Origin of the sequence: Levilactobacillus tongjiangensis (genome assembly GCF_003946345.1) — a bacterium.
In the GTDB taxonomy this organism is placed as follows: domain Bacteria; phylum Bacillota; class Bacilli; order Lactobacillales; family Lactobacillaceae; genus Levilactobacillus; species Levilactobacillus tongjiangensis.
The window spans coordinates 1-23228 of record NZ_RHNY01000013.1; the positions used below are offsets into that span (position 1 = coordinate 1).

A 23228-nucleotide genomic window follows, 5' to 3' on the forward strand; every position below is an offset into this window, starting at 1 on the left:
TCAAAATCAGAATACAAAAAAGAGGTCCAATTCGAAAGTGAATTGAACCTCTGAAAATCCCTTCATCAACACCGGTTGACAAAGAGCCTTTTAAATACAATTTTAGTAAGTTGAAACGTATGCTTGGTTGGCAGTGACGTATTTACCATTCGTTAATTGGAAACGATAAGCATTCTTGTTGTTCTTCACAATTGCCTTAACGGCTAACTTCTTACCAGCAGCCACTTTGGTACCGCGGTGACTCTTAGTAAAGAGGGTGGAAGAGTATTCGTAAACAGCCTTCTTAGTCTTGATACCCGTGACCCCATTAGCTGAGCTGTAGTAGCTCGTCTTTGAGTGAGTCGTATTACCTGCGAACCAACTCTTAACAGCGGCATTGTCTAAAACCTTGTTCAAGTCAACGTTGCCACTGATACCGGAAACTTTACCTGAACTCGTGTGTTGCCATAGGTCAACGGACGTGCCAGAAACTTTAGGCTTGGTAGAACTGTACTTGGCAATCCAAGTCCCATCGAACTTGGAGAAGTTCAGGTTGTTGGAGCTAGCGTACCATTCACCAGAGTACATAATCAGTGGCTTATCAGTTAAACTACGCATAGTCTTTAACCAAGCGTTAACATAAGTCTGTTCCTTACTCTTGGCACCAGGCATCCGCTTTTCTTCATCCAAAGCGTAGAATTTCGTGTGGGAGTTACTCCGCTTGTAGAAATCTTTAGCTTCTCGTTGGGCATCCTTCACGCTAGTAAATTCGGCAAACATGTATTGACCAAATGGGACGCCATACTTGTATGCACCCTTGGCGTTGACGTTGCGCTTACTGTCAACCATGTAACCAGTGTCACCCTTACTACCGTGTTGCACCCGAATAATGGCGTACTTTAAGTCCTTGGACGCCTTCTTCCAGTTGATATTTCCCTGGTATTGCGAAATATCAGCAACTTTTTTGCCAGCGGCATTCGCAGTGGTAGTGTTTAAGCTAACTCCAACAGCGACAACAGCAGCAAAGGCAGCTAAACTGGCCCCTAATTTACGTAAACTAATTTGCATGAATGATGTCCTCCTCAGTATTTGAATCCATTGTACACGGTAACCTAAGCGAACAGGTTACTAGAAATTTACAATTAGTTACAGTTCGATTGCAAACAAAAAAGACTGTGACCAAAAATTCGGTCGCAATCTTTTGACGTAGTTAATCAGTGTACAGCTGAATAAATCTTCAAAGCCAATTTTGCCCGGGCTTTGTCAGTCTTGGTGACGGGTGTGTATTTGGATAAGCCCGCCTTAACTTTCTTGTAGCTGTAAACATTGCTGTTGCCACTCTCGTAGTACATGAGATCTTTGGTGTTTGGTGAGTGATTCAGGCCCATGACGTGGCCCATTTCGTGAGCAATGATGCTGGCATAGGCGTACATCCGGCCAGTATTAGCATAGCTATTTTCCACTGCCTTCACGTCCTTGACTAAGGTAGAATACGCTGGCAGGGATGTTTCAACGTTTCCAGCTTCTTGATCGAACAACGTTGAGTAGTTCTTGTCGCTAGTGGAGACACCCTTGGCAACAAGATTGGCCTTGGCTTTAGCTTCAATAGTGCTCTTGTATTGCTTGTAGAAGGAATCATTCAGTTGTTCCGTCATTGCTGAACCAATTTCCTGTTTTTCAGCAGTGTAGTAGGATTGTCGAATCTGCAACTGTTTCTTACCAGGAGTCCACCAAGCATCGCTTGAATCACGCTTGCTAGGCTTAGCTTTAGAGACTGAGAATGTCAACGTATGGGACTTTTTAGTACCCTGCGTGAATTCTTTTTTCCCCAGTTGCTTATTCCAATAGTTCATGGCTACTTTGACGCTTTGCTTAAGGTTCTTGTCCTTGGTATTAACATAAACCACAGCCTTACCGTTCTTTTTCAGAGCGGTTTGCGCATCAAACGCTAATTTGTATTTCTTGCCTAGAGTTTTAGCGTGTTTGCGGTAGTAACTCGAACTTTTCTTGAGCGTGGTTGTCGATGGTGTGACACTTGCGGCTTCCGCTGTGATTGCACTGCTACTGACAACGGGGGTCACTAACAAGGTAGCGCCTGCTACCATGAGAAGTGAACGGACCCTTAGATGGTGTAATCTGCGCATGATGTTAACCTCCCTTAATTCCCCAAAACATTCAACATTTACAATAGCATAGGCTTTTCCAATCACCTGGTCAAGTGATAGAATTCGAAAAATTATTCACGCTATTATCGTTGCCTAATAGGCATGATTGCGCTTCCAAATATTAATAAATAGAACGTTTGTTTGGCTGCGCTGAAGCAATCTGGTATAGTAGTTTTAGAAGAGAAACTGGAGGATTTGAAATGGCTAAACGATGTGACTGGGCGAATTCTTCGCCTGCAATGCAACAGTATCATGATGAGGAATGGTGTCGACCAGAACACAATCAGCAGAAGCTATTTGAGCTATTATGTTTGGAAACTTATCAAGCAGGGCTGAGTTGGCAAACAGTGATTAATAAACGTGCGGCTTTTCAACAGGACTTTCATGAATTTAAAATTGAACGGGTGGCAAGGATGACATCGGCGGACGTTGATCAGCTGATGACTGATTCGCGAATCATTCGTAACCGCCGTAAACTAGAAGCGACTGTCAACAATGCGCAAGTGATTCACGAGTGGTCAGCGCAGGCTGACTTTTCACGTTGGTTATGGCAGTTCGTGGGTGATCAGCCGATTCGTCATGCCGTAACTACCACTGCGGACATACCTGCGACGACGGATTTGGCCCAGCACATTTCGCGAGAGATGAAGAAGCTGGGGTTTAAATTTGTGGGACCAACGACGGTGTATTCATTCTTGCAAGCAGCAGGCTTAGTTAATGATCATTTGCTCAGTTGTGATTGGGCACCGGAGAATCAATAAGGAGAGGACCAGACATGCGGTTTTTACATACAGCAGATTGGCATATTGGAAAAAAATTAAACGGCTACGATTTGTTACCAGAACAACGTGATGCGTATCAACAGATTAAGGCGATTGCTAAAACTGAAAAAGTAGATGCCGTCGTTGTTGCAGGGGACCTCTACGATCGAGCTTTACCAAGTGAAGCCGCAGTTGCGACATTGGATGATATGTTAGTTGACCTTAACCGGCAAGAGAAATTTCCGTTGTTGGCCATCAGCGGGAACCATGATTCTGGTGTGCGTTTGGGTTATGGTCAGCAATGGTTCACGAGTACTGAATTTTATTTGCGGACAACTTTAGCGAGTGCCCTCAAGCCGATAACGATTGGTGACACACAGTTCTTTTTGCTACCGTATTTTGAACCCTTTCAGGCTCGTCAATTTTTCCAAGACGATCAGATTAAAACGGTCAATCAAGCAATGGCACGATTAGTTGCAGCTATGCAGGCAAAATTTCAGGAAGGACAACATCATGTCTTAGTTGCCCATTTTTTTGCTGCTGGTAGTCAGCACAGTGATTCTGAAACGGCCGTCCAGGTAGGGGGGCTTAATGCCGTGCCGGTTGATTTGCTCTCACCGTTTGATTACGTTGCCTTGGGGCATTTACATCGCAAAGAAGCTCTGCAAAATGAACCAACAGTGAAATATAGTGGATCCCCCCTAAAGTTTTCGACTAGTGAGTCTGAAGATACTAAAGGGGTTTGGATTGTTGACACGGATACGACACCGGTTACGGTAACCTTTAAACCACTAAAACCCTGGCATGATTTAGTAGTATTAACGGATAGTTTTGAGCATTTGATGAATCCAGAAAAGGACTATGACGTGCAGTCAGAAGATTTTATTGCGATTGAGCTGACGGACACGATGCCAATTCCGAATGTGATGCAACGCTTAAAGACGCGTTTCCCCAGAGTGATTGAGTTACAACGGATCAATCAGCTGACGGTTACACCAGATGAGCTGGATATCCATCAGGTACAACGTGATCCACTGCAACTGATGACTGAGTTTTTTGAACAAGTAACACAACATCCGATGCAAGTGACGCAACAAAAATGGGCGAAGGAGGCCCTACAAGCAGCTGAAAAGGAGGATAAAGAATGAGCCCAGTGAGTTTACACCTACAATACTTTGGCCCCTATCGTGATGAGATGGTTGATTTCACGAAATTTTCCACGACGCCGTTGTTCTTGATTAGTGGCAAAACGGGAAGTGGTAAGACGACCATTTTCGATGGGATGTGTTATGCCTTGTTTGACCAAACATCTGGTGTTGACCGTGAAGCCAAGTTCATGCGCTCAGACTTCGCAACGCCAGAGGATAGAACCCGAGTAACGTTTACGTTTACTCATAGGGCTAAAACGTATGAAATAGTTCGTGAACCACAACAACTCCTTAAAAAGCAGCGGGGAGAAGGGCTCACTGAAGCTAAGGCTAATGTCACACTGACGGTATATCAGGGGACGGAAGAGGTCAATCAGATAACGAAAGCGACACCGGTTCGTGATTTTCTACAGGATTTGTTACAGATGGATGGTGACCAGTTTGCTCAGATTGTCTTACTGCCGCAGGGACAATTTCGTCGATTTTTAATCGCACCAAGTGAGGATAAAGCGACTGTCCTCGAACAGCTCTTTCATACTGAAATTTTTTCTCGGTGGACGGATCAACTTAAGCTAAAGCTGAAACAGAACCAAACGGCTAATCGAGAGTCAGCCCAGGAGCTTGAGCGTTTACAGTCAGAACTTAAATGGCAGCCTGATAAACAAAATCGCGCAGCTGAGTTGGTTGAGAAGCACCAGACAGCTGAGGTCATCGACTTAATGGCAACACAGCAACAAGCAATGCAAGCAGCTGATCAAAAGGTTGCCACAGAGTTGGTCGAAACCAAAACGAAGGTTGACCAGTTACTACGACAGGATGAACAAGAAAAACAGCTGTTGAAGGATCGCGTACAGTTGCGAGAACAGACACTAACACTTACAACGTTACAAGAACAAGCCCCAGCCATGGCACAACTAGCGGCTCTAATTGCAGAACTTGAATGGGTTCAAACGGTTCAGCCACAATTAGCAGAGCAGACCAGTGCGCAGCAAGCGTTGAGCGCCCGGAAAGATTCGCAAAGTTCCTTGGAAGAACAAGTGAGAACTGCGACTAAAGCCTTTGAAACAGCCCAGGCTACATTAGCGGCCAGTCAAGAGTTACAGGAAAAGATTACTACCGAAACGACGGCAATTGCGCAACAAGAAAAGATTTTGCCAGTCTATCAACGAGTTAGTGATTTGACTGAACAGATGAAGCAGCTTCGCGCACTGGTAGCCAAAGCCCAGCAGACTGAAACTGATGCACAAAAATCAGTTCAGCAAAATCAACAATTGCAAGATACGCAAGAAAAAATTGTGAAACAGCAGACACAGGTCTATGAGGCAGATAAGCGCTTGGCCCAGGAAGAAACACAATCGGACGCCTGGCAGCAGCAATTGCATCAAATTCAACAAAATGATCGCCAACTTGAACAACTAGGTACCAAGCGAGATCACTTACAGGACCAAGCAAAGAAGGCGACGGTTGAGGCGACGCAACAGCGCAATTTGGCTCAGGACAAGTATCAAGAATTCTTACGGAGTCAGATTGCCGTTTTGAGTGCCAAGCTTACAGCCGGAACACCTTGCCCCGTCTGCGGATCAGTTGAACATCCTCACCCGGGTGTAACCGCTGTGACTGAGGTGGCTGAGACAGAAGTCCAAGCATTACAAGCCATTGCTGACAAGCAAGAAAATCAAGCAGCACATTTACGGGCTGAACTGACTTCACAGCAAACGCAGATTGGTACTCTCACCGTGAATCAGCAGCAGGCAATCACTGAGCTATGTCAGGCCATGGAAGTTTCAGTAATCACCGTTCCCCAGTTGGCTGACTTGCTAGTGAAGCGTCATGTGACACAGGAAAAGGCCCGGACACGGATTCAAGGCCAATTGGCTCAAATCAAGCAAGCACAGGAACAGCTGGAAGTATTGGCGCGAGAGGCTACAGCCGGTCAGGAAACGTTGCAGCAGGCCCAACTTGAATTGAAGAAGCAACAGAACCAGTTAGAGAAGGTCAGAACAGAGCTGACTACTGAGCAAAAGCAACTGCCAGCAAATGCACCAACATTAGTGACCTTCAAGGAGCAAAATAAGCAATTACAAGCTCAGTTGCTGCAGCACCAAACAACGCTGGCAGAAATGGAAAATCAAGTTCAAACTACCAAACAAGCACTCGCTGTCGGTCAAACGAGGTTAGTTACGGCCAAGCAAGAGGTTGCTCAGGAAACCAGGCGGTTGGAAAAGGCCACGGCTACAGTTTCCACAGTCATTGCTCAACGACAGAAGCAAGACAGTCGGGTCACAGCACAAAGAGTCGTTGAACAAATTCCATTGGTGGCCGAATTATCAGCCAAAAGACAGAAATTACGAAGTTTTGAAACGGCCAAGGAAAAGTTGATAACGACAGTACACGATTTACAAGGGCGGGTCAAAGGCCGACCGGAGCCGGATCAAGTGGCAACTCAGCAGGCGTTGCAAAGCGCCAATAGTCATGCCGATGAATTGCAGGACCAGCATCGACAACTGCTTAACCAGCAAGAACACAATGCTGGGTTGGTTCAACAGATTCAAAAACAGGTATCACGTCAAGCTGATGAATTGAAAACGACCCAGGAACTTGCAGAACTTACTGGTGTGGTAAATGGGGATGGTCCTAACAGTAAGCTAGGCCTCGAAAGATACGTGTTACAAACGTATCTGCGGCAGATCCTGTCTGTTGGAAATCATCGATTGCATCAGCTGACGAATGGGCGGTATCAGTTTATTATTGATTCGACTCAAGCCAGTTCTAAAAAACGTTCCGGGCTTGAAATCAATGTTTATGATGATCATGTGGGTGAGCAACGTAGTGTTCACACACTTTCTGGAGGTGAGAGTTTCATTGCATCTTTGGCACTGGCATTAGCATTAGGTGAGGTCATTCAGCAAACGACTGGAAGTGTGGATGTTGACGCACTCTTCATTGATGAAGGCTTTGGGTCGTTAGATGAGGATGCTTTGATGGTGGCGTTAGATTCGTTGGAGACGATTGAAGGCAAGCATCGGATGATTGGTATCATCAGTCACGTTAGCGAGTTGCGGGATCAAGTTCCCAATCAGCTGCAGGTTGTCGCTACCGGGAATGGTGAGAGCACGATTCATTATCACTTAGCGGATTAAAAAAAGTCGTCAACGTTGGTTGACGACTTAAATCAGAAAAGCTCAACGTCGATTCAAAGCCACTTCCGGAAAATGAGGGATGAACAAGAGAAGTTGATGGGGTAGTTGATTTTACCTACAAGGATGTGTCGGTAGTTGGTAATTGTCAAATTTTGAAAAGCTTCTAATGTGATTGGGTAATCATCCGTGAGAAAACGACGAGCGTTACCAAATTGTTTGGAATGGCGAAGAACCTTTCAGCCTTAGGATAGTCGCTTCATCTCGAATAAACATCTGTAAACCACGAGATTCCGTCAAAATGTTACCTTTTTCAAAGGTTCTTTAGAAGCTGAGCTACCTTTGCTAGGGAATTATTATTGACTGGTAATATTGGTAAACCAAACGTTTCATGGGGAGCTACGAGATATTCCATCAAACAGAAAAATAGTTATATAATTAACGATTATGCGTGCACATTCCCCGCCGATGGTTTAAAATAATTGATAACTAAATTAGAAACGGGATGGTTTTGATGTGTACTAGCTTGACCTTTGAAAATAGTCGGGGGGACCATTTTCTGGCCCGCACCATGGACTTTGCCTTTGAACTAGGTGGCCAGCCAATCTTTATGCCGCGTCATCAAACATTTCAAGGTGACGCCGGTGAGTTTACCACCAAGTATGGTTTTGTTGGGGCTGGGCGTAATTTGAGCCACTATATAGTTGTGGATGGTGTTAATGAGTTTGGTCTTGGTGCCGCAGCACTTTACTTCCCACAATATGCACAATATGAAGAAACGGCTAAGGCAGGAAAGCTGGGCTTAGCACCGCACGATGTGACGGCTTGGGTTTTGGGAAATGCTAAAAGCGTTGCTGAGTTACGTGACTTAGTCAAAACAATTCAAATCTTAGATGTGCCAGTAGCACTTTTGGGATTAACGACACCGTTACACTACATTTTCAGTGATCCTACTGGTGATACAGCTGTGTTAGAGGCGACCAGTGAGGACTTACACTTGATTGATGATCCAGTCGGTGTCATGGCCAATGCGCCACAGTTGAGTTGGCACTTACAAAACTTAAGTACGTACGGAACAATGCAAGCAGAGGAACGACCTTTGCATGATTATCTAGGACTGCCTTTGAAGACGCAAGGACCAGGAACTGGGGCCTTAGGGTTACCTGGGGACTACACGTCGCCATCGCGGTTTGTTCGGACGGTTTATAATAAGCATTACAGTATTCCAACGGCAGATATTCCTTCAACGTTGAACTTACTGCAGCATTTGTTGGATACGGTCACGATTCCTAAGGGCGTTAAACTAAAAGCAGATGGGAAAAGTGATTACACGCAGTACCGTGGATACATGAGCTTGGACGAACGAGCCTTTTACATGGAACCGTATGATAATCAAGAACTGCAACGGGTTGTGTTAACGGATGAGATGTTGAATGATTGGGATACGCCAGTTGAGTATCCGTTAGACCACACCCCACACGTCAGTCACTTAAACTAGGTGGATCGAATGACAGAGTTTGTATCGAAAAACTTTGATCAGCTCACGACAAACGAGCTTTTTCAGATCTATCGGTTGCGAGTCACCGTTTTTGTGGTGGAGCAAGTATGTGCATACCAGGAAGTGGACGATTTGGATCTAACCGCCCAGCATGTAGTGCGGTTTGATGAAGCACGGCGGTTGAACGCCTACGCCCGCATTATGGATGAGGGGAGTCAGGTCCGAATTGGCCGTGTGGTGGTTGCGCCATTTGCCCGTAAGCAGGGACTGGGCCGAAAGTTGGTAGCAGCGGCAATTGCGACTGCCCAACAGGATTATCCCCAAGCTCAACAAATTGTGATTCAAGCACAGGCTTATCTGCAGGAATTTTACGCATCATTTGGATTTAAGCCAGTCAGCGAAGTGTATTTGGATACTGGGATTCCCCATCTGGATATGGTATTGCCGATTCAATAAAAAAAGAGAGTGGAACAAAAGGCGGTTAGTCAATGAGCATTAACGTCGATAAACGAATAATCCTGGCCTTGGATTGTTTGTCTATCGGGGTTAAGCGGAGTTGACTGCCTGTTGTCACACGTTTCGACTATTTAAGTTTGGAGCACAAAAAGGGTTTGAGACGAAAGTCTCAAACCCTTTTCTGTTCTAATGATCGTTTGCAGCGGCAATGAAACTAGAAATTAAGTTGGCTGGAACGCCTAGTGCAACGGCTGCACGGAGTGGCATGTTAAGGAACATCTGATTTTGCATCAAGACCAGGTTACCCTCGTCATCCTTAATCGTTAAGAAGTTATTTGTGCGATCCTGTTCTGAATCCAGAACGATGCGTTGGAAGAGGTCGCGTAATCTTGGTTCCTGGACAACTTGAGCAAAGTAGGTTTCGGATGTGACTGGTGCTGGTGAATTTTTGAAGTCCATGGTCAACTTCGTTTGAAGCCGGATGTCACGGGAAGATTCACCGATCATAATTTCGTAGTCACCGGTATCAGCTTCCCAGCGTTGCTTGGGTTCACACCACCAACTAAAGTCACGACGATTCAATTTGAACGTGACTAACTTCGTTTCGTGAGGATCAATGCTCAGTTTTGTGAAGGCCCGTAACTCTTTGGTAGGCATTGGCTTGTGCGTGGAATGGTTAGCAACGTAAAGTTGTGGTACAGCCTGGCCAATCCGGTCACCCGTGTTGGTAATACCGAAGGTGACGGTGGCGCCGTGTTCGTTTTGGTCAATGACCAACTTGGAGTATTCAAAGTTAGTGTAACTCAGTCCATGGCCAAACGGGAAGAGAACGTGCATTTCATGCGTATCGTAGTATCGATAGCCCATGAAGATACCTTCTGTGTAGTATTCATGATGGGGATCTTGACCAAAGGTTGGTGCCATCGGTGTATCAGTTAAACGCCGGGGGAAAGTTTCCGTCAAGTGACCAGAGGGATTTACCGCACCGGTGATGATATCCCAGGTAGATTCACCGACTGATTCTCCGGCTAGGTACGTTTCAACGACCGCGGCCGTACTGTGGACCCAAGGCATTTCTACCGCAGACCCATTTTGAAGAACGACCGTCGTGTGGGGGTTGAGTTTAGCAAGTTGGCCCACCAGATCACCTTGGTTTTCAGGAAGCATCAGTGAATTTTTATCAAAGCCCTCTGATTCGGCGCTTTCTGGATAACCTGCGAAAACAATGACGTGGTCCGCGCTTTTGGCAGCGTTGAGCGCTGCCTGCGCCAAAGTATCATCAGTTTCACTTTGATCTAAACGATACCCGGGATAGTAATCGGCTTTAAGCTCGCTATTTTTCAGCGCTGCTAACGGTGTTACCAAGTTGGTTGGGTTAACGTGTGAGCTACCAGATCCTTGATAGCGTGGCTTTTCAGCCAATTCACCAATTACAACAAGTTTGCCTTCGTGACCTGGTGTCAATGGCAATTCATTTGCGTGGTTCTTGAGCAAAACGATACTATCATCGGCAACCGTTCGAGCGAAGTTGTGATGTGCTTCGTGGTCGTAAGTATTTGCTTTTTCAGCTGGTGCCCAATTATCGATAATGTGGAGTAAGTGACGGACAGATTTATTTAACGTTCCTTCGTCTAATTCACCGGTATCAATCGCACGAATGATTTCATCTACGGAAGCCTGGCCCTTACCAGGCATTTCCAAGTCCAGTCCTGCACGCAAGGCTTGGGGGTGATCGGCGACGGCTCCCCAGTCAGACATTACGGCGCCATGAAAGCCCCATTCATCCCGCAGAATGCTCCGTAAGAGTCGTTGGTTTTGAGAATTAAGGACACCGTTTATTTTATTATATGAGGTCATAACGGTAGCGGGCAGTGCGGCCTTGACGACGATTTCAAATGTTCGTAAATAAAGCTCACGTAACGTTCGTTCCGACATATCACTGGAAGCCGTAAACCGCTGATTTTCTCGGTTGTTTGCGGCGAAATGTTTCACCGCCACACCGACGTGTTGGGATTGAACACCCTTTACGTAGGCGCTACCTAACTTACCGGCGACTAGTGGATCTTCTGAGAAGTATTCAAAGTTACGACCACCTAGAGGGGAGCGCTTAAGGTTGATACCGGGGCCTAATAATAGGCTCACTTGTTCAGCGCGTGCTTCCTCTCCTAAATGTTCTCCCATCTTCTGCAGGAGAGATTCGTTCCACGAACTAGCGCTGAGCGCCGCCGTGGGAAAGGCAATTGCTTGAATTGAGTCCGTGAAGTCAGCTTCGGAACCAGGCTTTTGTTTTCGGAGCCCCGACGGACCATCCGTCATCATCAAGGCAGGGATGCCTAGTCGCTTTACAGCGGCCGTGTACCAGTTATTCTTTCCAGAGACCAAAGCGGCCTTCTCAGGTAACGTCAGTGCAGCAAGCGTTCGTTCGATGTCCATACGTTCAAATCCTTTCTACTAGTCAAACTTAATTCCAGTATACCGTTTTCCTAGAGGAGATGTTAGTGAGTCGGTTTTTTTCTTTGACAAACGATTGGCGATGGGGTAGATTTAACTTTGTGCAATCCGTTTAATTACTAAAAATAAGGAGGGGAGACCACGATGATGATGAACGCCAACCAAGTTCAAACGGTTTTAGCTGCATGTTGCGAATGTAACGTGTGCTTTTTGCGTTGCTCATATCGTGGACTTCCGGCTAAACCGTAGCAATACATAACGACGACTCAGGTTGTCAGTGTAGCGGGTTACCTTTCACGATACGAGTGAAGGGTAACCCGCTTTTTATGCATAAAAATTGGATTTAGGGATTGCACACCACTAAATTTAAGGACAAGGGAGCAATGATTTTATGAGAAAATGGACCGGATTCGGACTCGTCGCAGCTGTAATGGCTTTAAGCCTGGGGTTAGCAGCTTGTGGCCAATCAGCTTCCTCAGCGAAGCCCACCCAAGAGTTACGCCTACCTGCCACCGCACAGCTTGATACAATTGATTTAGCCAAGGCCACTGGTTATGGTCAAACTGGAAACGTGTTTGAAGGCTTTTATCGATTAGGAAAGAACGGCCAAGTAGCACCAGGCTTGGCGGATAAAGTTCAGGAGTCCAAGGACCAGAAGACCTGGACCTTTCACATTCGTGATAATGCGAAGTGGAGTAATGGCGACAAAATTACTGCTCAAGATTTCGTTTATTCTTGGCGGCGGACGTTAACACCAGCCACCAAGTCTTCCTACACCAACATGTTCTCCGGTATCAAGAATGGAGATAAGATTATTGCGGGGAAGGCTGATCCTAGTACGATTGGGATTCGCGCCAAGAATCGGCAGACGGTAGTCGTTAAGCTGGATAGACCAATTGCCTACTTTAAGATTTTGATGGCATATCCCTTATTTGCCCCGCAAAACAAAAAGGTTATCGACAAATACGGTAAGAAGTATGCAACTAAATCAGAATACATGGTTTACAGCGGTCCCTTCAAGATTACTAACTGGAGTGGTACGGGGAATACCTGGTCATTTGTGAAGAACAATCAGTACTGGGATAAGAACGTGGTTAAGCTGCAAAAAATCAAGTATCAGGTTGTGACTAACCCGCAGACGGGGCTGAGTCTGTATCAAAACAACAAGCTCGATTTTGCTAACCTGACCAATGAACAAGTTAAAAACTATAAGAACGACAAGGCATTTAAAGAATATCCTTACTCCATTGTGATTCACCTGAAGTATAACTTCCAAGATGCCGATAAAGAAAAACGCCGAATCATGAACAATCAAAATATTCGGCAAGCCATTGCATTGTCCATTAACCGCAGTCAGTTGACGAAGAAGGTTTTGGGCGACGGCTCCGTGACGCCAACCGGTTTCGTAGCTAGTGGTTTGGCTAAGGACCCCAAGACGGGGGAAGACTTTGCCAAGCAACAAACCGTTAAAAATTCCACTACCTACAATCCAAAATTGGCTCAACAGAAATGGGCTCAAGGATTGAAGCAGTTGGGCATCAAGAAGGTCGACCTGAGCATCATGGCTGGAAACGATGATGCAGCTGCCAGCACGGTGACGCAATATCTCAAAGGGGCTTTGGAAAAGAACTTGAAGGGCTTCGATTTGAAGATTCAAAACGTACCAGCGTCTGTTGCCCAGTCACGCGCAACTAGTGGAGACTTTGACCTTTATCTGTCACACTGGGGAGCTGACTTCAACGACCCAATTTCCTTCCTTCAAATTCCAGTCAGTTCCAATTCACTGAACTATGGTAAGTGGTCAAACAAGCAATATGACCAACTGATCAATAAGGCGCAGAACCAGGATGCCGGTCAGCCAGAGGTTCGTTGGCAGGATATGGTTAAAGCAGCTAAGATGCTCAACCAGACGCAGAGCTTCACGCCGCTTTATCAGGCTAATTATGCCTACCTCCAACGCAATACTGCCAAAGGCATCATTCACAACACGGCGGGAACGCAGTGGAGTTATAAGTACGCGTACATTAAGTAATGACTAAAGGACAATTTATTTGTGCTCCGAAGACCCGGTATCACCAAAGTCGTTCGTGCTGGCCGCCGGTATGGTGAGCGATCCGCCGCTCATTGTTGTATCATGATGACAGAGGATGGTGACGAGACGATGGCAATTGGACCAAATGACGGCCACGAGTGGATGACCAACGGCACCCAAGAATATCACGCGTACTTTGGCACGCCGACTCATGACGATCACGTCCTGTACGAGCTTCTAACGGTTGGCGTCTTTCAAGTTGGTTTGAGCTGGCAGGCGGCCGCGAGTAAATTACCCGTGTATCGTCGGCTATTTGCAGGGCTGAATCCGCAAGTCGTGGCTGGTTTTGAAGACGAGCTGGATGGTGAACGCATTGCCCGGGACACTGACATGATCAGTAACGGACGCAAAATTCGGGCGACCATTCAGAATGCACGGGCAATCATTCAGGTACAACGGGAGTTTGGCAGCTTTGCCGATTATCTCTGGGCCTTCGTCAATGGGACGCCGTATCTGTTACCGGCTGTGACCCGGGATGAATTGACTAATCAATCGCCAATTGGGAAGGCGGTAGCCAAGGATTTAAAACATCGGGGGTTTAGTTTTGTTGGACCAGTCGTCACGCATATGTTTTTACTGGCGGCTGGAATTCTACGCGAGCAAGTTCTCGATGACTAAGTGAAATTTGGATGAGAAAAAATAATGGCGACAATATTATTTTTTCGGGCCAATATAGGTAAAGACCCGTGTTGTGGGCGTTAACATAAAAATATTTATCCAAATTCGTTCTTGACACCGGATTAAAGTTGCATTAGACTTGCTATTAAATTAAGCGATTGAAAACAATGTGATCAGGAGAGTAGCCTTCGTCAATGGTTCTAAGAGAGCTCGCGATTTGCTGGAAGCGAGTAACCCACGGCGGGGTGAAGATGGCCTGAAATTAATTGGTATCACTGAGTCCTTAGGATGAGGTGGTAATGACTGGCACTCATTATCGTGCACGCACTTTAAGGCGTTAGCTGGCGAGTGTTAATGAGGAGCCAGCATTATTTTATATGCCGACTTAAATTAGAATGGTACCACGACAAGTTCGTTTCTATTAATTTAGGAGCGGACTTTTTCTTTTGGTCATTGTTTGCAACCGTGGCGTTTAACTTTTGAGGATTTAGAAATTATTGAAAAATAAAGGGGATTTTGAGTATGAAGAAATCATTTAAACATTTTAGCTGGCTCCTATTATTATTGATTCCATTGTTAATCGTTGCCGGTTGTGGGAAGTCTAGTAGTTCCAGCAACAAGACTGTGAAGATTGGGATCATGGGTTCCGATGAAAAAATCTGGAAACCCATTCAATCTAAATTAAAGAAACAAGGTATCAACATCAAATTGGTGACCTTTACTGATTACAACCAGCCTAACGCTGCGTTGACCAACCATGAAATTGATTTGAACTCGTTCCAACACACGTACTTCATGGATCAATGGAACAAGGCTCACAAGAGTAACATCGTTTCCATCGGGAAGACTGTTCGAGCACCACTACGGTTATACTCCAAGAAGGTTAAGAGTGTTTCAGCCATCAAGAAGGGTGACCAAATTACGATTCCTAACGACTCCACCAACGAAGGCCGGGCCTTACACTTGCTGCAATCAGCTGGTTTGATCAAGGTTGATAGCAAGGTTGAATTACCTACGCCAAAGAACATCACGGAAAACAAGTTGAAATTAAAGATTACAGCTGTTGACGCTGCGCAAACACCACGTTCATTGTCTGATGCAACCGGTGCTGTTATCAACAACGAATTCGCCGCTGAAGCTAAGTTGCCTAATAAGGAAACTATCTTCAAGGAAAAGATCAACAAGGCTTCGATTCCTTACATCAACATCATCGCAACCAACAAGTCTGACAAGAACAACAAGACCTACAAGAAGATTGTGAAGGCTTACCAGACTGAAGCAACGAAGAAGTTGTTGAAGAAGTACTACCACGGCTTGACCATTCCAGCTTGGTAATCTAGTGATGGGATTAGCTGATTGTAGCCGTGGACAAAGTACCCGCCAACTTGCTATAGTAGACGGTGCTGTGATTTTTGAATCATAGGTAACAACAGTTAGTCAGTCTAAATGAATCAAAGTGTCATATATTATAGAAACAAAATGAAATTTGCCGGCATTGGCGAGTAAGGAGAATGAAGTCTGTGACTAACGAAGCGATTATTCAGTTAAAAGATATCGACGTGACCTTTCAGAACAAGGGTCAGACCGTAACGGCCGTGAAAAATGTGTCCTTGACGGTCAACCGCGGTGACATCTACGGTGTCGTCGGCTATTCTGGAGCGGGGAAAAGTACCCTCGTGCGGGTAATCAACCGCCTCCAACGGCCAACTGCCGGCACTGTCGAAGTCAGCGGTCAAAATATTCTAGATTTAAGTTCCAAGGAATTGCGGACCGCCCGGACTAAAATCGGCATGATCTTTCAGCATTTTAACCTCATGACGTCCCGGACCATCGCGGACAATGTGGATTACCCATTGAAGGGTAGTAAGTTATCCCGTGCGGAACGGAAGCAAAAGGTTGCGCATTTACTGGACCTAGTCGGGTTGAGTGAAAAAGCGGAAGACTATCCGGCTCAGCTCTCTGGTGGTCAAAAGCAACGGGTTGCCATTGCACGGGCCTTAGCCAATGATCCCGAGATTCTGATCAGTGATGAAGCCACGAGTGCACTGGACCCCAAGACCACGTCCTCCATTTTGGAATTACTGAAACGGTTGAACAAGGAATTGGGCCTCACCGTGGTGCTGATCACCCATGAAATGGAAGCCGTGAAGGAAATTTGTAACAAGGTAGCGGTCATGGACGCTGGTGAGATTATTGAACGTGGTGACTTGGTGACCATCTTCAGTAAGCCAGATAAGCCATTGACCCAAGACTTTATCAATACAGCCACGCAAATCAACCAGGCGATGGAAAAAATTTACAAGCAAGCGGGAACGCTGGGCCTGGACGATCATCATATTCTGGTCCAACTGCAGTACGTTGGCGCAACTGCGGATGCCCCGTTGATTACGGAACTGTACAAGCGGTATTCAGTTGTTTCAAACATCCTGTATGGGAACGTTGAAATTCTTCAGGATACGCCATTGGGTAACTTGATTGTTGTTATGGCTGGTGAACCCGACCAGTTGAATGAAGCCTGGACTTACTGTGAAGACGCTGGTATCAACGTCACACAACTCGATCCTAACTCGGAGGTGGCCTAAATGTTAGCAAAATACTTTCCAAATGCGGTCACGATGAAGGGTGACTTCATTCAAGCAACGTGGGAAACACTGTACATGACGTTCTTCACCGCAGTGGTTGCCGGTATCATTGGGATGGCTATCGGGATCGGTCTGATTGTGACCCAACCCGGTGGTATCTTGGAAAACCGCGTTGTTTACAATATCTTGGATAAATTGGTTAACCTGTGTCGGTCAATTCCGTTCGTTATTTTGCTGGCCGTCATTGCACCGTTGACGCGGTTGATCGTTGAGACCGCTATTGGGACCACCGCAGCAATTGTGCCATTGGTCATTGGTTCTGCACCATTTTACGCACGGCAGATTCAAAATGCCTTGGCTGAAGTTGACCGGGGTGTGATTGAAGCCGCCGAATCCGTTGGTTCTGGCCCAATTGCCATTATCTTCCGGGTATACTTGCGCGAGGGCCTGCCGGATATTATTCGCTCATCCGTCCTAACGTTGATCAGTCTGATCGACTTGACGGCCATGGCCGGTGCTATCGGTGGTGGTGGTTTAGGGAACTTGGCCATTAACGTCGGGTACAGTCGATTTGAAAGTGACGTCACGGTTGGTGCAATGTTGATTATCTTAGTTATTGTCTTTGCCATTCAACTGATTGGGGATTTCTGGGCCCGTAAAGTTGATCATGCTTAGGGGTAATCGCTAGAGCTTAAGCCTGCTACGTCTTAGTCAGATGAATTTAGCAGTAATAAATGAGTTTGGGATTAGTTCCCAAACTCATTTTGTGATTTAGGGATACATCGAGTGGGTTAGAAGTTTCGATGACTGGGTTAGTTGCTGAATTTAGTAGTGCAAAGATGCTGTTAATAAAGGGTTCCTACCCGGTTCCAAAGGAACTTTCCACCCGGTTAAATTTGGTTAAAATATTTTTCGGACTGAATAAGGTTTTTGAGCTAAAATTAAAGAGTATGATGATGGTTAGTCGTTACCATCTTTGTCAGTGAATTCTAATAGACATTCGGTAAAATAAATAGATTATGATGCATACCATTTTGGGGTGTGGGAGAGAAAGGATTATTCGGCTTTGAAAACTTCGACAGCGTCAACCGAAAACGTGATGAAGGGGATTTTTTGGGCAATCGTGGCCTCTGCAATGTGGGGGGTCTCAGGGACTGTCCTTCAATTTATCTCGCAGGGGCAATCGATTCCCGCTAGTTGGTTTTTATCAGCGAGAACTTTAGGTGCGGGGATTGTACTGATTCTCATCAGTTTGATTTTTTATGGTAAGGAAACGTTCACCATCTTCCGGAGCTGGCGTGAGGTGGGCTGGTTGCTGGCTTACGGACTCTTAGGTCTGGGTGCGAACCTGATGACCTTTTACATGTCCGTTCAAACTGGTAACTCGGCTGCGTCAACGATTCTACAATACTTAAGCCCACTCTTTATTGTGGTGGGAAGCTTGTTGTTCAAGCATGATCGGCCACTGCGGAGTGACTTGGTGGCGTTTGCCGTTGCCATGATTGGGGTCTTCTTGGCCATTACACGGGGAGATGTTACCCGGTTATCCATTCCGTTTGACTCCCTGATGTGGGGAATTGGCTCTGGTCTGACGGCGGCCTTTTACGTAACGTTGCCGCGACCATTGATCAAACAGTACGGTCATTCGCCCATTACAGTTTTAGGGTGGGGGACGTTAGTTGCTGGGGTGGCGTTTAACCTGGTCCATCCCGTATGGGTCAGCATGCCACCAATCACAACCGAACTAGTGGTGTCGATGAGCACTGTGATTATCGTGGGAACCATCGTGCCTTTTGCGCTGGTGCTTTACAGTACGCGGTTTGCCCCATCGGACGTCATCAGTATCGTTGATGCAACGCAGCCGGTGGTTACGTTCATTCTTTCGATCATATTCTTAAGCTTAAAGGTCAGCATTGCTGAAATTGTTGGGTCAGCTTTGGTTATTTTGGCCATTTACTTGTTACAGCAGGGACGTCGGAAGGTCGAACCTTTCCGACAATAAGGAAGTGATTGTGTGACAGTCTTTGATTGGGTGCGTCATGGTCAAACGCAAGCCAACGTTGATCATTTGATGCAGGGACAGTTGGATACAGGGGTGACTCACTTGACCGTGGGTGGGTTACAGCAAGCGGAACGCTTAGCCCAGTGGCTACGCAGTGAACGCTACGATCAACTGGTTAGCAGTCCGCTCCATCGGACACGGCAGACAACGGCAGCTTTAACACGGACATTGAGTGTGTTTCCGCAGTTTGATGATCGTCTGATGGAAGCAGACTATGGTGAATGGACTGGGGCGAACTTTCGTGAGCTTCAGGACAAGTTACCAGCTGAGTTCGATCCGGTAACTGGTGAAGCTTTACCCGACGTTTTAACGCAAGCCGGTGGCGAATCCTATCTGACCATTCAACGGCGAGTAGGACAGTGGCTGGCTGAAGAAGTCGTGGACCATCCGGATGATCATATTCTGGTGGTCAGTCACGGCCTGACTATTAAAGCAACGACACTGCTGATGATGAATGCTCCGGCGACCACGTCACTTCCAGAACCCGCTAATACGAGCGTTACCCGGATGGTGATTGATCCGGCTAGCGGTCGGCGTTATCTCCGGTCATACAACGTCACACCACGTGTCAATCACTAATGATTCGCATTAAACCCTGATACGAGACGTTTCACCGCCGCCAGTTGGCCGGATGAACGTCTGCTGTGGGGACCGGAGCAAGCCGTAGGGCGGTCTTGCTCCTCGACTTGAAGCCTCCCGAAAATCACGCGAGTCTTCAAGCTCGTCCCATGCAGTAAGCTGGTAGTTCACCAGCTAACTGCATCGACACAGCCGTCGCTCACCCGGCCAACTGCCGGCTATGATTGCGATTGGATTAATTGGGGTTTAATGGGTTTTATCATGTTTACCAAAGCAATTATGATTTATAAAATTGATTGTTTAAATCCAAGGACTGGTTGTCACTTTATGTGGCAACCAGTCTTTAGATTTAAAATAGGTAGTTGAGAATTTTTGAGAGCCTGAATGTGGTGGCATTCAATATTGTTTGATTTGATGTGCCATCTCAGCGGAGGTGTTCCGGGCGGCACCTACCGTGAAGGTGGTGTTAACTGGTGGTCTTCCAGTTTACAGCACGGGCGCTTTTGAAGACACGTGGTTTGCGTGGCTTCAAAACGAGCGAGAAGCCCGATTTTTGGCTGAAGCGTCCCCACGGGTAGGCGTCCGCCCGGAACACCGGAGCGTCGGAGCGCAATTGACTTTCCCAATTCACTATCTAGGAATTAACTGCAAAAAAACACCCCGCTACATAAATAGCAGGGTGTTTTTTAGGTTGAGACAGCCGGTTACTTCTTGAGGTTTTCTTCAACGTAAGAACGGACTTCTGCGTCTGACTTAGCGTCGACTTCCTTCATAGAAGCTTCAGTTTCATCGGTGTTGTGACCATTGGATTCCATGAAGTGGTCCCACAGAGCGTCCCGTACAGGTAACGAAGCATCGGACCAGTCAAATACTTCACTCATTTTTTCATCCAATAAAGCAGTCTTTTCTACAACAGCCATAACCAATTACCTCCAAATAAAAATTGGGGTCAGCGGTTTGTGTTACTGGCATATGCCACCGGCTTCAACTTTTATGGTAGTCCTTTTATGAGGAAATGGTAAATATTTTGTTCAACCGGTTTCACGCGAACGTTGATGGGTAAAATAAAAACCGGCATGATAGATGGCATAATCACTGGCCGGACTGATGTGAGGAAGTAGGGAAAGTGAATGAAGCATCATAAACCTGGGAAAACCAACTTTGATATCAGCGAAGTCTCTTTAGGAACGTGGTAGTCAGGTTCCCAATGGGGGATCTGTTTGATGAAACTGATGCCCAGAATACGTTAGTGACAGCCTATGATGTGAATGTTAATTTCTTCGATACAGCCGACATTTATCAGGATAGTCACAGCGAACAGACACTAGCCAAATTGGTTAAAGACTAAGCAGATATTTCAATAATTAGGCTACTTGTAAGTCTAGGACCCAGTTGTCAGCCTGCTTATTTCCGTTGATAACGGTGGGATCCGTGACGAGGTCCTCATTGACCTTAACCACAGTTCCTGCGTAAGGAGTTTTGAAGTTTTCGACAGCCTTGTCGCTCTCAACCTCTAAGATGTCATCTCCGGCGGCTAAGACGTCATCTGCGAGGATTGGCAGGTCAGCAAAGCTAATGTCACCAATCTGCTCTAAAGCGTCGCTAGCGAGCCCTAAGCGGTAGTGCCCCTGGTCTCGCATTTCTAGCCAAACGCCATCTTTGACCGTTACAGTCGGGGTGCTGGCCGTGTGCTTGCCACGGAACAGGTTCATGAGTCGTTGCCAAAATGATTGTGGGTGTTCAGTCATCGTGTATTCCTCCCTAATGTCATTGATAGAATCTAGTATACGCTTTAGATGTAACCGCTGACAACAACTTGCTCATGGCACCGTTTATCAGTTGTTGGGCCTGAGGGCTTATGCTAAACTGAACTTAATTTAGTCACAGCGAAGGGAGAGTCACCCATGTTTCTAATTGATACGAATCGCCAGGGACAGGTCGTCACGGACGCTATTGTGAATCAGTCAATCGACAATTACTTGGTCAATGATTTGAAATTACCAGGACACGGTTTGATGATGTACGTCAATCAGCCAGCCGTTATTGTGGGTATCAATCAAACCGTCACGATGGAGGTTGATTTTAAGTATTTGGCCAAGCACGACGTTCAGCTGGTACGGCGGACGTCAGGTGGTGGCGCAGTCTATCACGACGAACGTAACCTGATTTTTGAACACATTATTAATGGTGATCCACAAGATGGGTCCAAATTTGGGGACTATACGGTTTTTGCCCAACCAATCTTGCGAGCACTGACGGCTATGGGGGTGCAGAACCCGGGAATCAGTAATAAGAGTGCCCTCGTCGTTGACGGCAAGAAGTTCTCCGGGATGACAATGTTTAAGAATGGGGATGGCTATGCCGCTGGCGGGACGATTATGTACGATTTAAACGTTGACGCCGCACACCAAGCCTTACTGCCGGCAAGTGACAAGCCACACCGAGGCGTGGATTCTAACCGCGTAACGATTACGAATCTGCGGCAGTACTTGGCACCGGAATATCGTAATCTAGATATTCAAGAATTTAAAGAGGCACTCCTATGTCATATCTTTGAAGTCGATAACTTGAACGATATTGAGACTTATCATTTGAGTTCGCATGATTGGGAAGTTATTGATCAACGTCTAGCTGAAAAATATGATACTGACGCGTGGAATTATGGCGCTAATCCTGGTTTTCGTGAGTATCGTAAACTTGAATTGGCAACGGGGGAATTACATTTGAACTTTACCCGTCACGCTGACAAGTTCCGGACGATGGCCTTGTTTGGGACAGTTGGGACGCCCACAGAACTAGCTGAGATCGCCGAACAGTTGGTAGGCGTGGCAACAACTTCAGCTGCCGTTAAGGCCGTACTAACTCAGCCAGCAAACAGTGCCATTTTAGGGGCGGATGCTATCTTGCCAATTGTCACGGCACTCACGGAGGTGGCTGAATGAAGGCTAAGTATGACGTGAATCAGTACGTCGGGGTACCAGTGGCTGCGAACGCCTCTGGCCAGTATGAAATTAAACGAGAACCGGATGGCGATTTTAAATTACACTCCTGGCGCACAGGACGGCACAGCAAGGGAAAGTATCGCGGTGTTGGCCAGATTTTCCTGACTGAAAATGGTCTGAAGGTGGCAGTGGTTGCAGCTTATCCCGTTGCATATAAGGATCGTCATGGGTTCACGCCTATGCAGCGGCTCACTAGTGAATTCGTCAGTGATGCCGTGGTACAACTCGCTACCGAACATTTAGACGGCAAGCAGTAAAAACAGAACTGGGTGTCGTCTCCGGTCGCCAGGGAGGTGTTCCGCTGTGGGGACCGGAAAAAGCCATAGGGCGGTCTTTTCCCTCGGCGTTAAGCCTCGGTAAGTTCAAACGCCGTCCCACGCTGTAATTTGGCTCAGAACGCCAAATAACACGGTTGTCACTGCGGACCACCTCCTTGACGGCCTCCAACTTATATTGTGGGTGATGGCGGCTAATGTTTGAAGCGGCGGTGGATAAGGTTGTGTTAAGTAGTCACGGCTTATGGTGGGACTTACGACATAGCTGAATACACAACGACTTAAAGTCAATATTGTGAGCGAACTGTCGAGGAAAATCAGTCGTTTATCTGTGAGATTGACGCTTAGAGTAATTGCGGCCAATATAAACAAAGAGAGGATTCGCCACATAGCGGGTCCTCTCTTTTAAATTGGTTTTTCGAC

General features: G+C 46.4%; 20 protein-coding genes. 15 read left to right on the forward strand and 5 right to left on the reverse strand.

Annotated features, from left to right (window positions below; translation table 11 throughout):
- Positions 1-102: 102 nt before the first annotated feature.
- Both EKM75_RS08615 and EKM75_RS08620 read right to left on the reverse strand, forming a co-directional pair.
- Positions 103-1047: a GH25 family lysozyme gene (locus EKM75_RS08615; RefSeq protein ID WP_125693798.1), complete on the reverse strand. Its 945-nt coding sequence runs from the start codon at positions 1045-1047 to the stop codon at positions 103-105.
- A 146-nt stretch (positions 1048-1193) separates the two neighbouring features.
- Positions 1194-2123, reverse strand: coding sequence for a matrixin family metalloprotease (locus EKM75_RS08620; RefSeq protein ID WP_125693800.1), 930 nt, complete (start codon positions 2121-2123; stop codon positions 1194-1196).
- 221 nt (positions 2124-2344) lie between these two features.
- Here EKM75_RS08620 and EKM75_RS08625 point away from each other — a divergent pair, with 221 nt between their 5' ends.
- The 5 genes from EKM75_RS08625 to EKM75_RS08645 all read left to right on the forward strand — a co-directional run bounded on the left by EKM75_RS08625 (position 2345) and on the right by EKM75_RS08645 (position 9144).
- A complete protein-coding gene (locus EKM75_RS08625) occupies positions 2345-2905 on the forward strand; it encodes a DNA-3-methyladenine glycosylase I (RefSeq protein WP_125693802.1) in 561 nt (186 codons plus the stop codon).
- Between the two features lie 14 nt (positions 2906-2919).
- Positions 2920-4053, forward strand: a complete 1134-nt coding sequence (locus EKM75_RS08630; protein WP_125693803.1) for an exonuclease SbcCD subunit D — start codon at positions 2920-2922, stop codon at positions 4051-4053.
- Complete coding sequence (locus EKM75_RS08635; protein ID WP_125693806.1) at positions 4050-7193, forward strand: AAA family ATPase; 3144 nt, start codon at positions 4050-4052, stop codon at positions 7191-7193. Before EKM75_RS08630 ends, EKM75_RS08635 begins: the two co-directional genes overlap by 4 nt.
- 511 nt (positions 7194-7704) lie before the next feature.
- Complete coding sequence (locus tag EKM75_RS08640) at positions 7705-8688, forward strand: choloylglycine hydrolase family protein (protein ID WP_125682207.1); 984 nt, start codon at positions 7705-7707, stop codon at positions 8686-8688.
- Positions 8689-8697: 9 nt separating this feature from the next.
- Complete coding sequence (locus EKM75_RS08645; protein ID WP_125693808.1) at positions 8698-9144, forward strand: GNAT family N-acetyltransferase; 447 nt, start codon at positions 8698-8700, stop codon at positions 9142-9144.
- A 186-nt stretch (positions 9145-9330) separates the two neighbouring features.
- On the opposite strand, the gene EKM75_RS08650 is transcribed toward EKM75_RS08645, so the two are convergent.
- The gene (locus EKM75_RS08650; RefSeq protein ID WP_125693810.1) at positions 9331-11577 is read right to left on the reverse strand and encodes a glycoside hydrolase family 3 C-terminal domain-containing protein; all 2247 of its coding nucleotides are present in this window, start codon (positions 11575-11577) and stop codon (positions 9331-9333) included.
- A 409-nt stretch (positions 11578-11986) separates the two neighbouring features.
- On the opposite strand from EKM75_RS08650, the gene EKM75_RS08655 reads away from it, so the two are divergent.
- From EKM75_RS08655 to EKM75_RS08685, 7 genes are all read left to right on the forward strand, one after another.
- The gene (locus tag EKM75_RS08655; protein ID WP_125693812.1) at positions 11987-13627 is read left to right on the forward strand and encodes a peptide ABC transporter substrate-binding protein; all 1641 of its coding nucleotides are present in this window, start codon (positions 11987-11989) and stop codon (positions 13625-13627) included.
- A gap of 129 nt (positions 13628-13756) precedes the next feature.
- A complete protein-coding gene (locus EKM75_RS08660) occupies positions 13757-14305 on the forward strand; it encodes a DNA-3-methyladenine glycosylase I (RefSeq protein WP_125693814.1) in 549 nt (182 codons plus the stop codon).
- Positions 14306-14827: 522 nt separating this feature from the next.
- Complete coding sequence (locus EKM75_RS08665; protein WP_125693816.1) at positions 14828-15640, forward strand: MetQ/NlpA family ABC transporter substrate-binding protein; 813 nt, start codon at positions 14828-14830, stop codon at positions 15638-15640.
- Positions 15641-15840: 200 nt separating this feature from the next.
- Positions 15841-16887 (forward strand): methionine ABC transporter ATP-binding protein, encoded by a 1047-nt coding sequence (locus EKM75_RS08670; protein WP_225426691.1) that lies wholly within the window; start codon positions 15841-15843, stop codon positions 16885-16887.
- Positions 16888-17562 (forward strand): methionine ABC transporter permease, encoded by a 675-nt coding sequence (locus tag EKM75_RS08675; protein ID WP_125693819.1) that lies wholly within the window; start codon positions 16888-16890, stop codon positions 17560-17562.
- A gap of 424 nt (positions 17563-17986) precedes the next feature.
- Positions 17987-18889, forward strand: a complete 903-nt coding sequence (locus EKM75_RS08680; protein ID WP_125693902.1) for a DMT family transporter — start codon at positions 17987-17989, stop codon at positions 18887-18889.
- 12 nt (positions 18890-18901) lie between these two features.
- Positions 18902-19528 carry a histidine phosphatase family protein gene (locus tag EKM75_RS08685; protein WP_125693822.1) on the forward strand — a complete coding sequence of 209 codons (627 nt, stop codon included), beginning with the start codon at positions 18902-18904 and terminating at the stop codon, positions 19526-19528.
- Positions 19529-20232: 704 nt separating this feature from the next.
- Here EKM75_RS08685 and EKM75_RS08690 read toward each other — a convergent pair.
- The gene (locus EKM75_RS08690; protein WP_125682189.1) at positions 20233-20448 is read right to left on the reverse strand and encodes a P8 family protein; all 216 of its coding nucleotides are present in this window, start codon (positions 20446-20448) and stop codon (positions 20233-20235) included.
- A gap of 287 nt (positions 20449-20735) precedes the next feature.
- On the opposite strand from EKM75_RS08690, the gene EKM75_RS12930 reads away from it, so the two are divergent.
- Complete coding sequence (locus EKM75_RS12930) at positions 20736-20876, forward strand: aldo/keto reductase (protein ID WP_225426688.1); 141 nt, start codon at positions 20736-20738, stop codon at positions 20874-20876.
- A gap of 16 nt (positions 20877-20892) precedes the next feature.
- Here EKM75_RS12930 and EKM75_RS08700 read toward each other — a convergent pair whose 3' ends face one another.
- On the reverse strand, positions 20893-21276 hold the full coding sequence (locus EKM75_RS08700) for a glycine cleavage system protein H (protein ID WP_125693824.1): 384 nt from the start codon (positions 21274-21276) through the stop codon (positions 20893-20895).
- 156 nt (positions 21277-21432) lie between these two features.
- Here EKM75_RS08700 and EKM75_RS08705 point away from each other — a divergent pair, with 156 nt between their 5' ends.
- Both EKM75_RS08705 and EKM75_RS08710 read left to right on the forward strand, forming a co-directional pair.
- Positions 21433-22470: a lipoyl protein ligase domain-containing protein gene (locus tag EKM75_RS08705; RefSeq protein WP_125693826.1), complete on the forward strand. Its 1038-nt coding sequence runs from the start codon at positions 21433-21435 to the stop codon at positions 22468-22470.
- Positions 22467-22787 carry a DUF7671 family protein gene (locus EKM75_RS08710; protein WP_125693828.1) on the forward strand — a complete coding sequence of 107 codons (321 nt, stop codon included), beginning with the start codon at positions 22467-22469 and terminating at the stop codon, positions 22785-22787. The genes EKM75_RS08705 and EKM75_RS08710 overlap by 4 nt, the downstream gene beginning before the upstream one ends.
- The last annotated feature ends 441 nt before the right edge of the window (positions 22788-23228 follow it).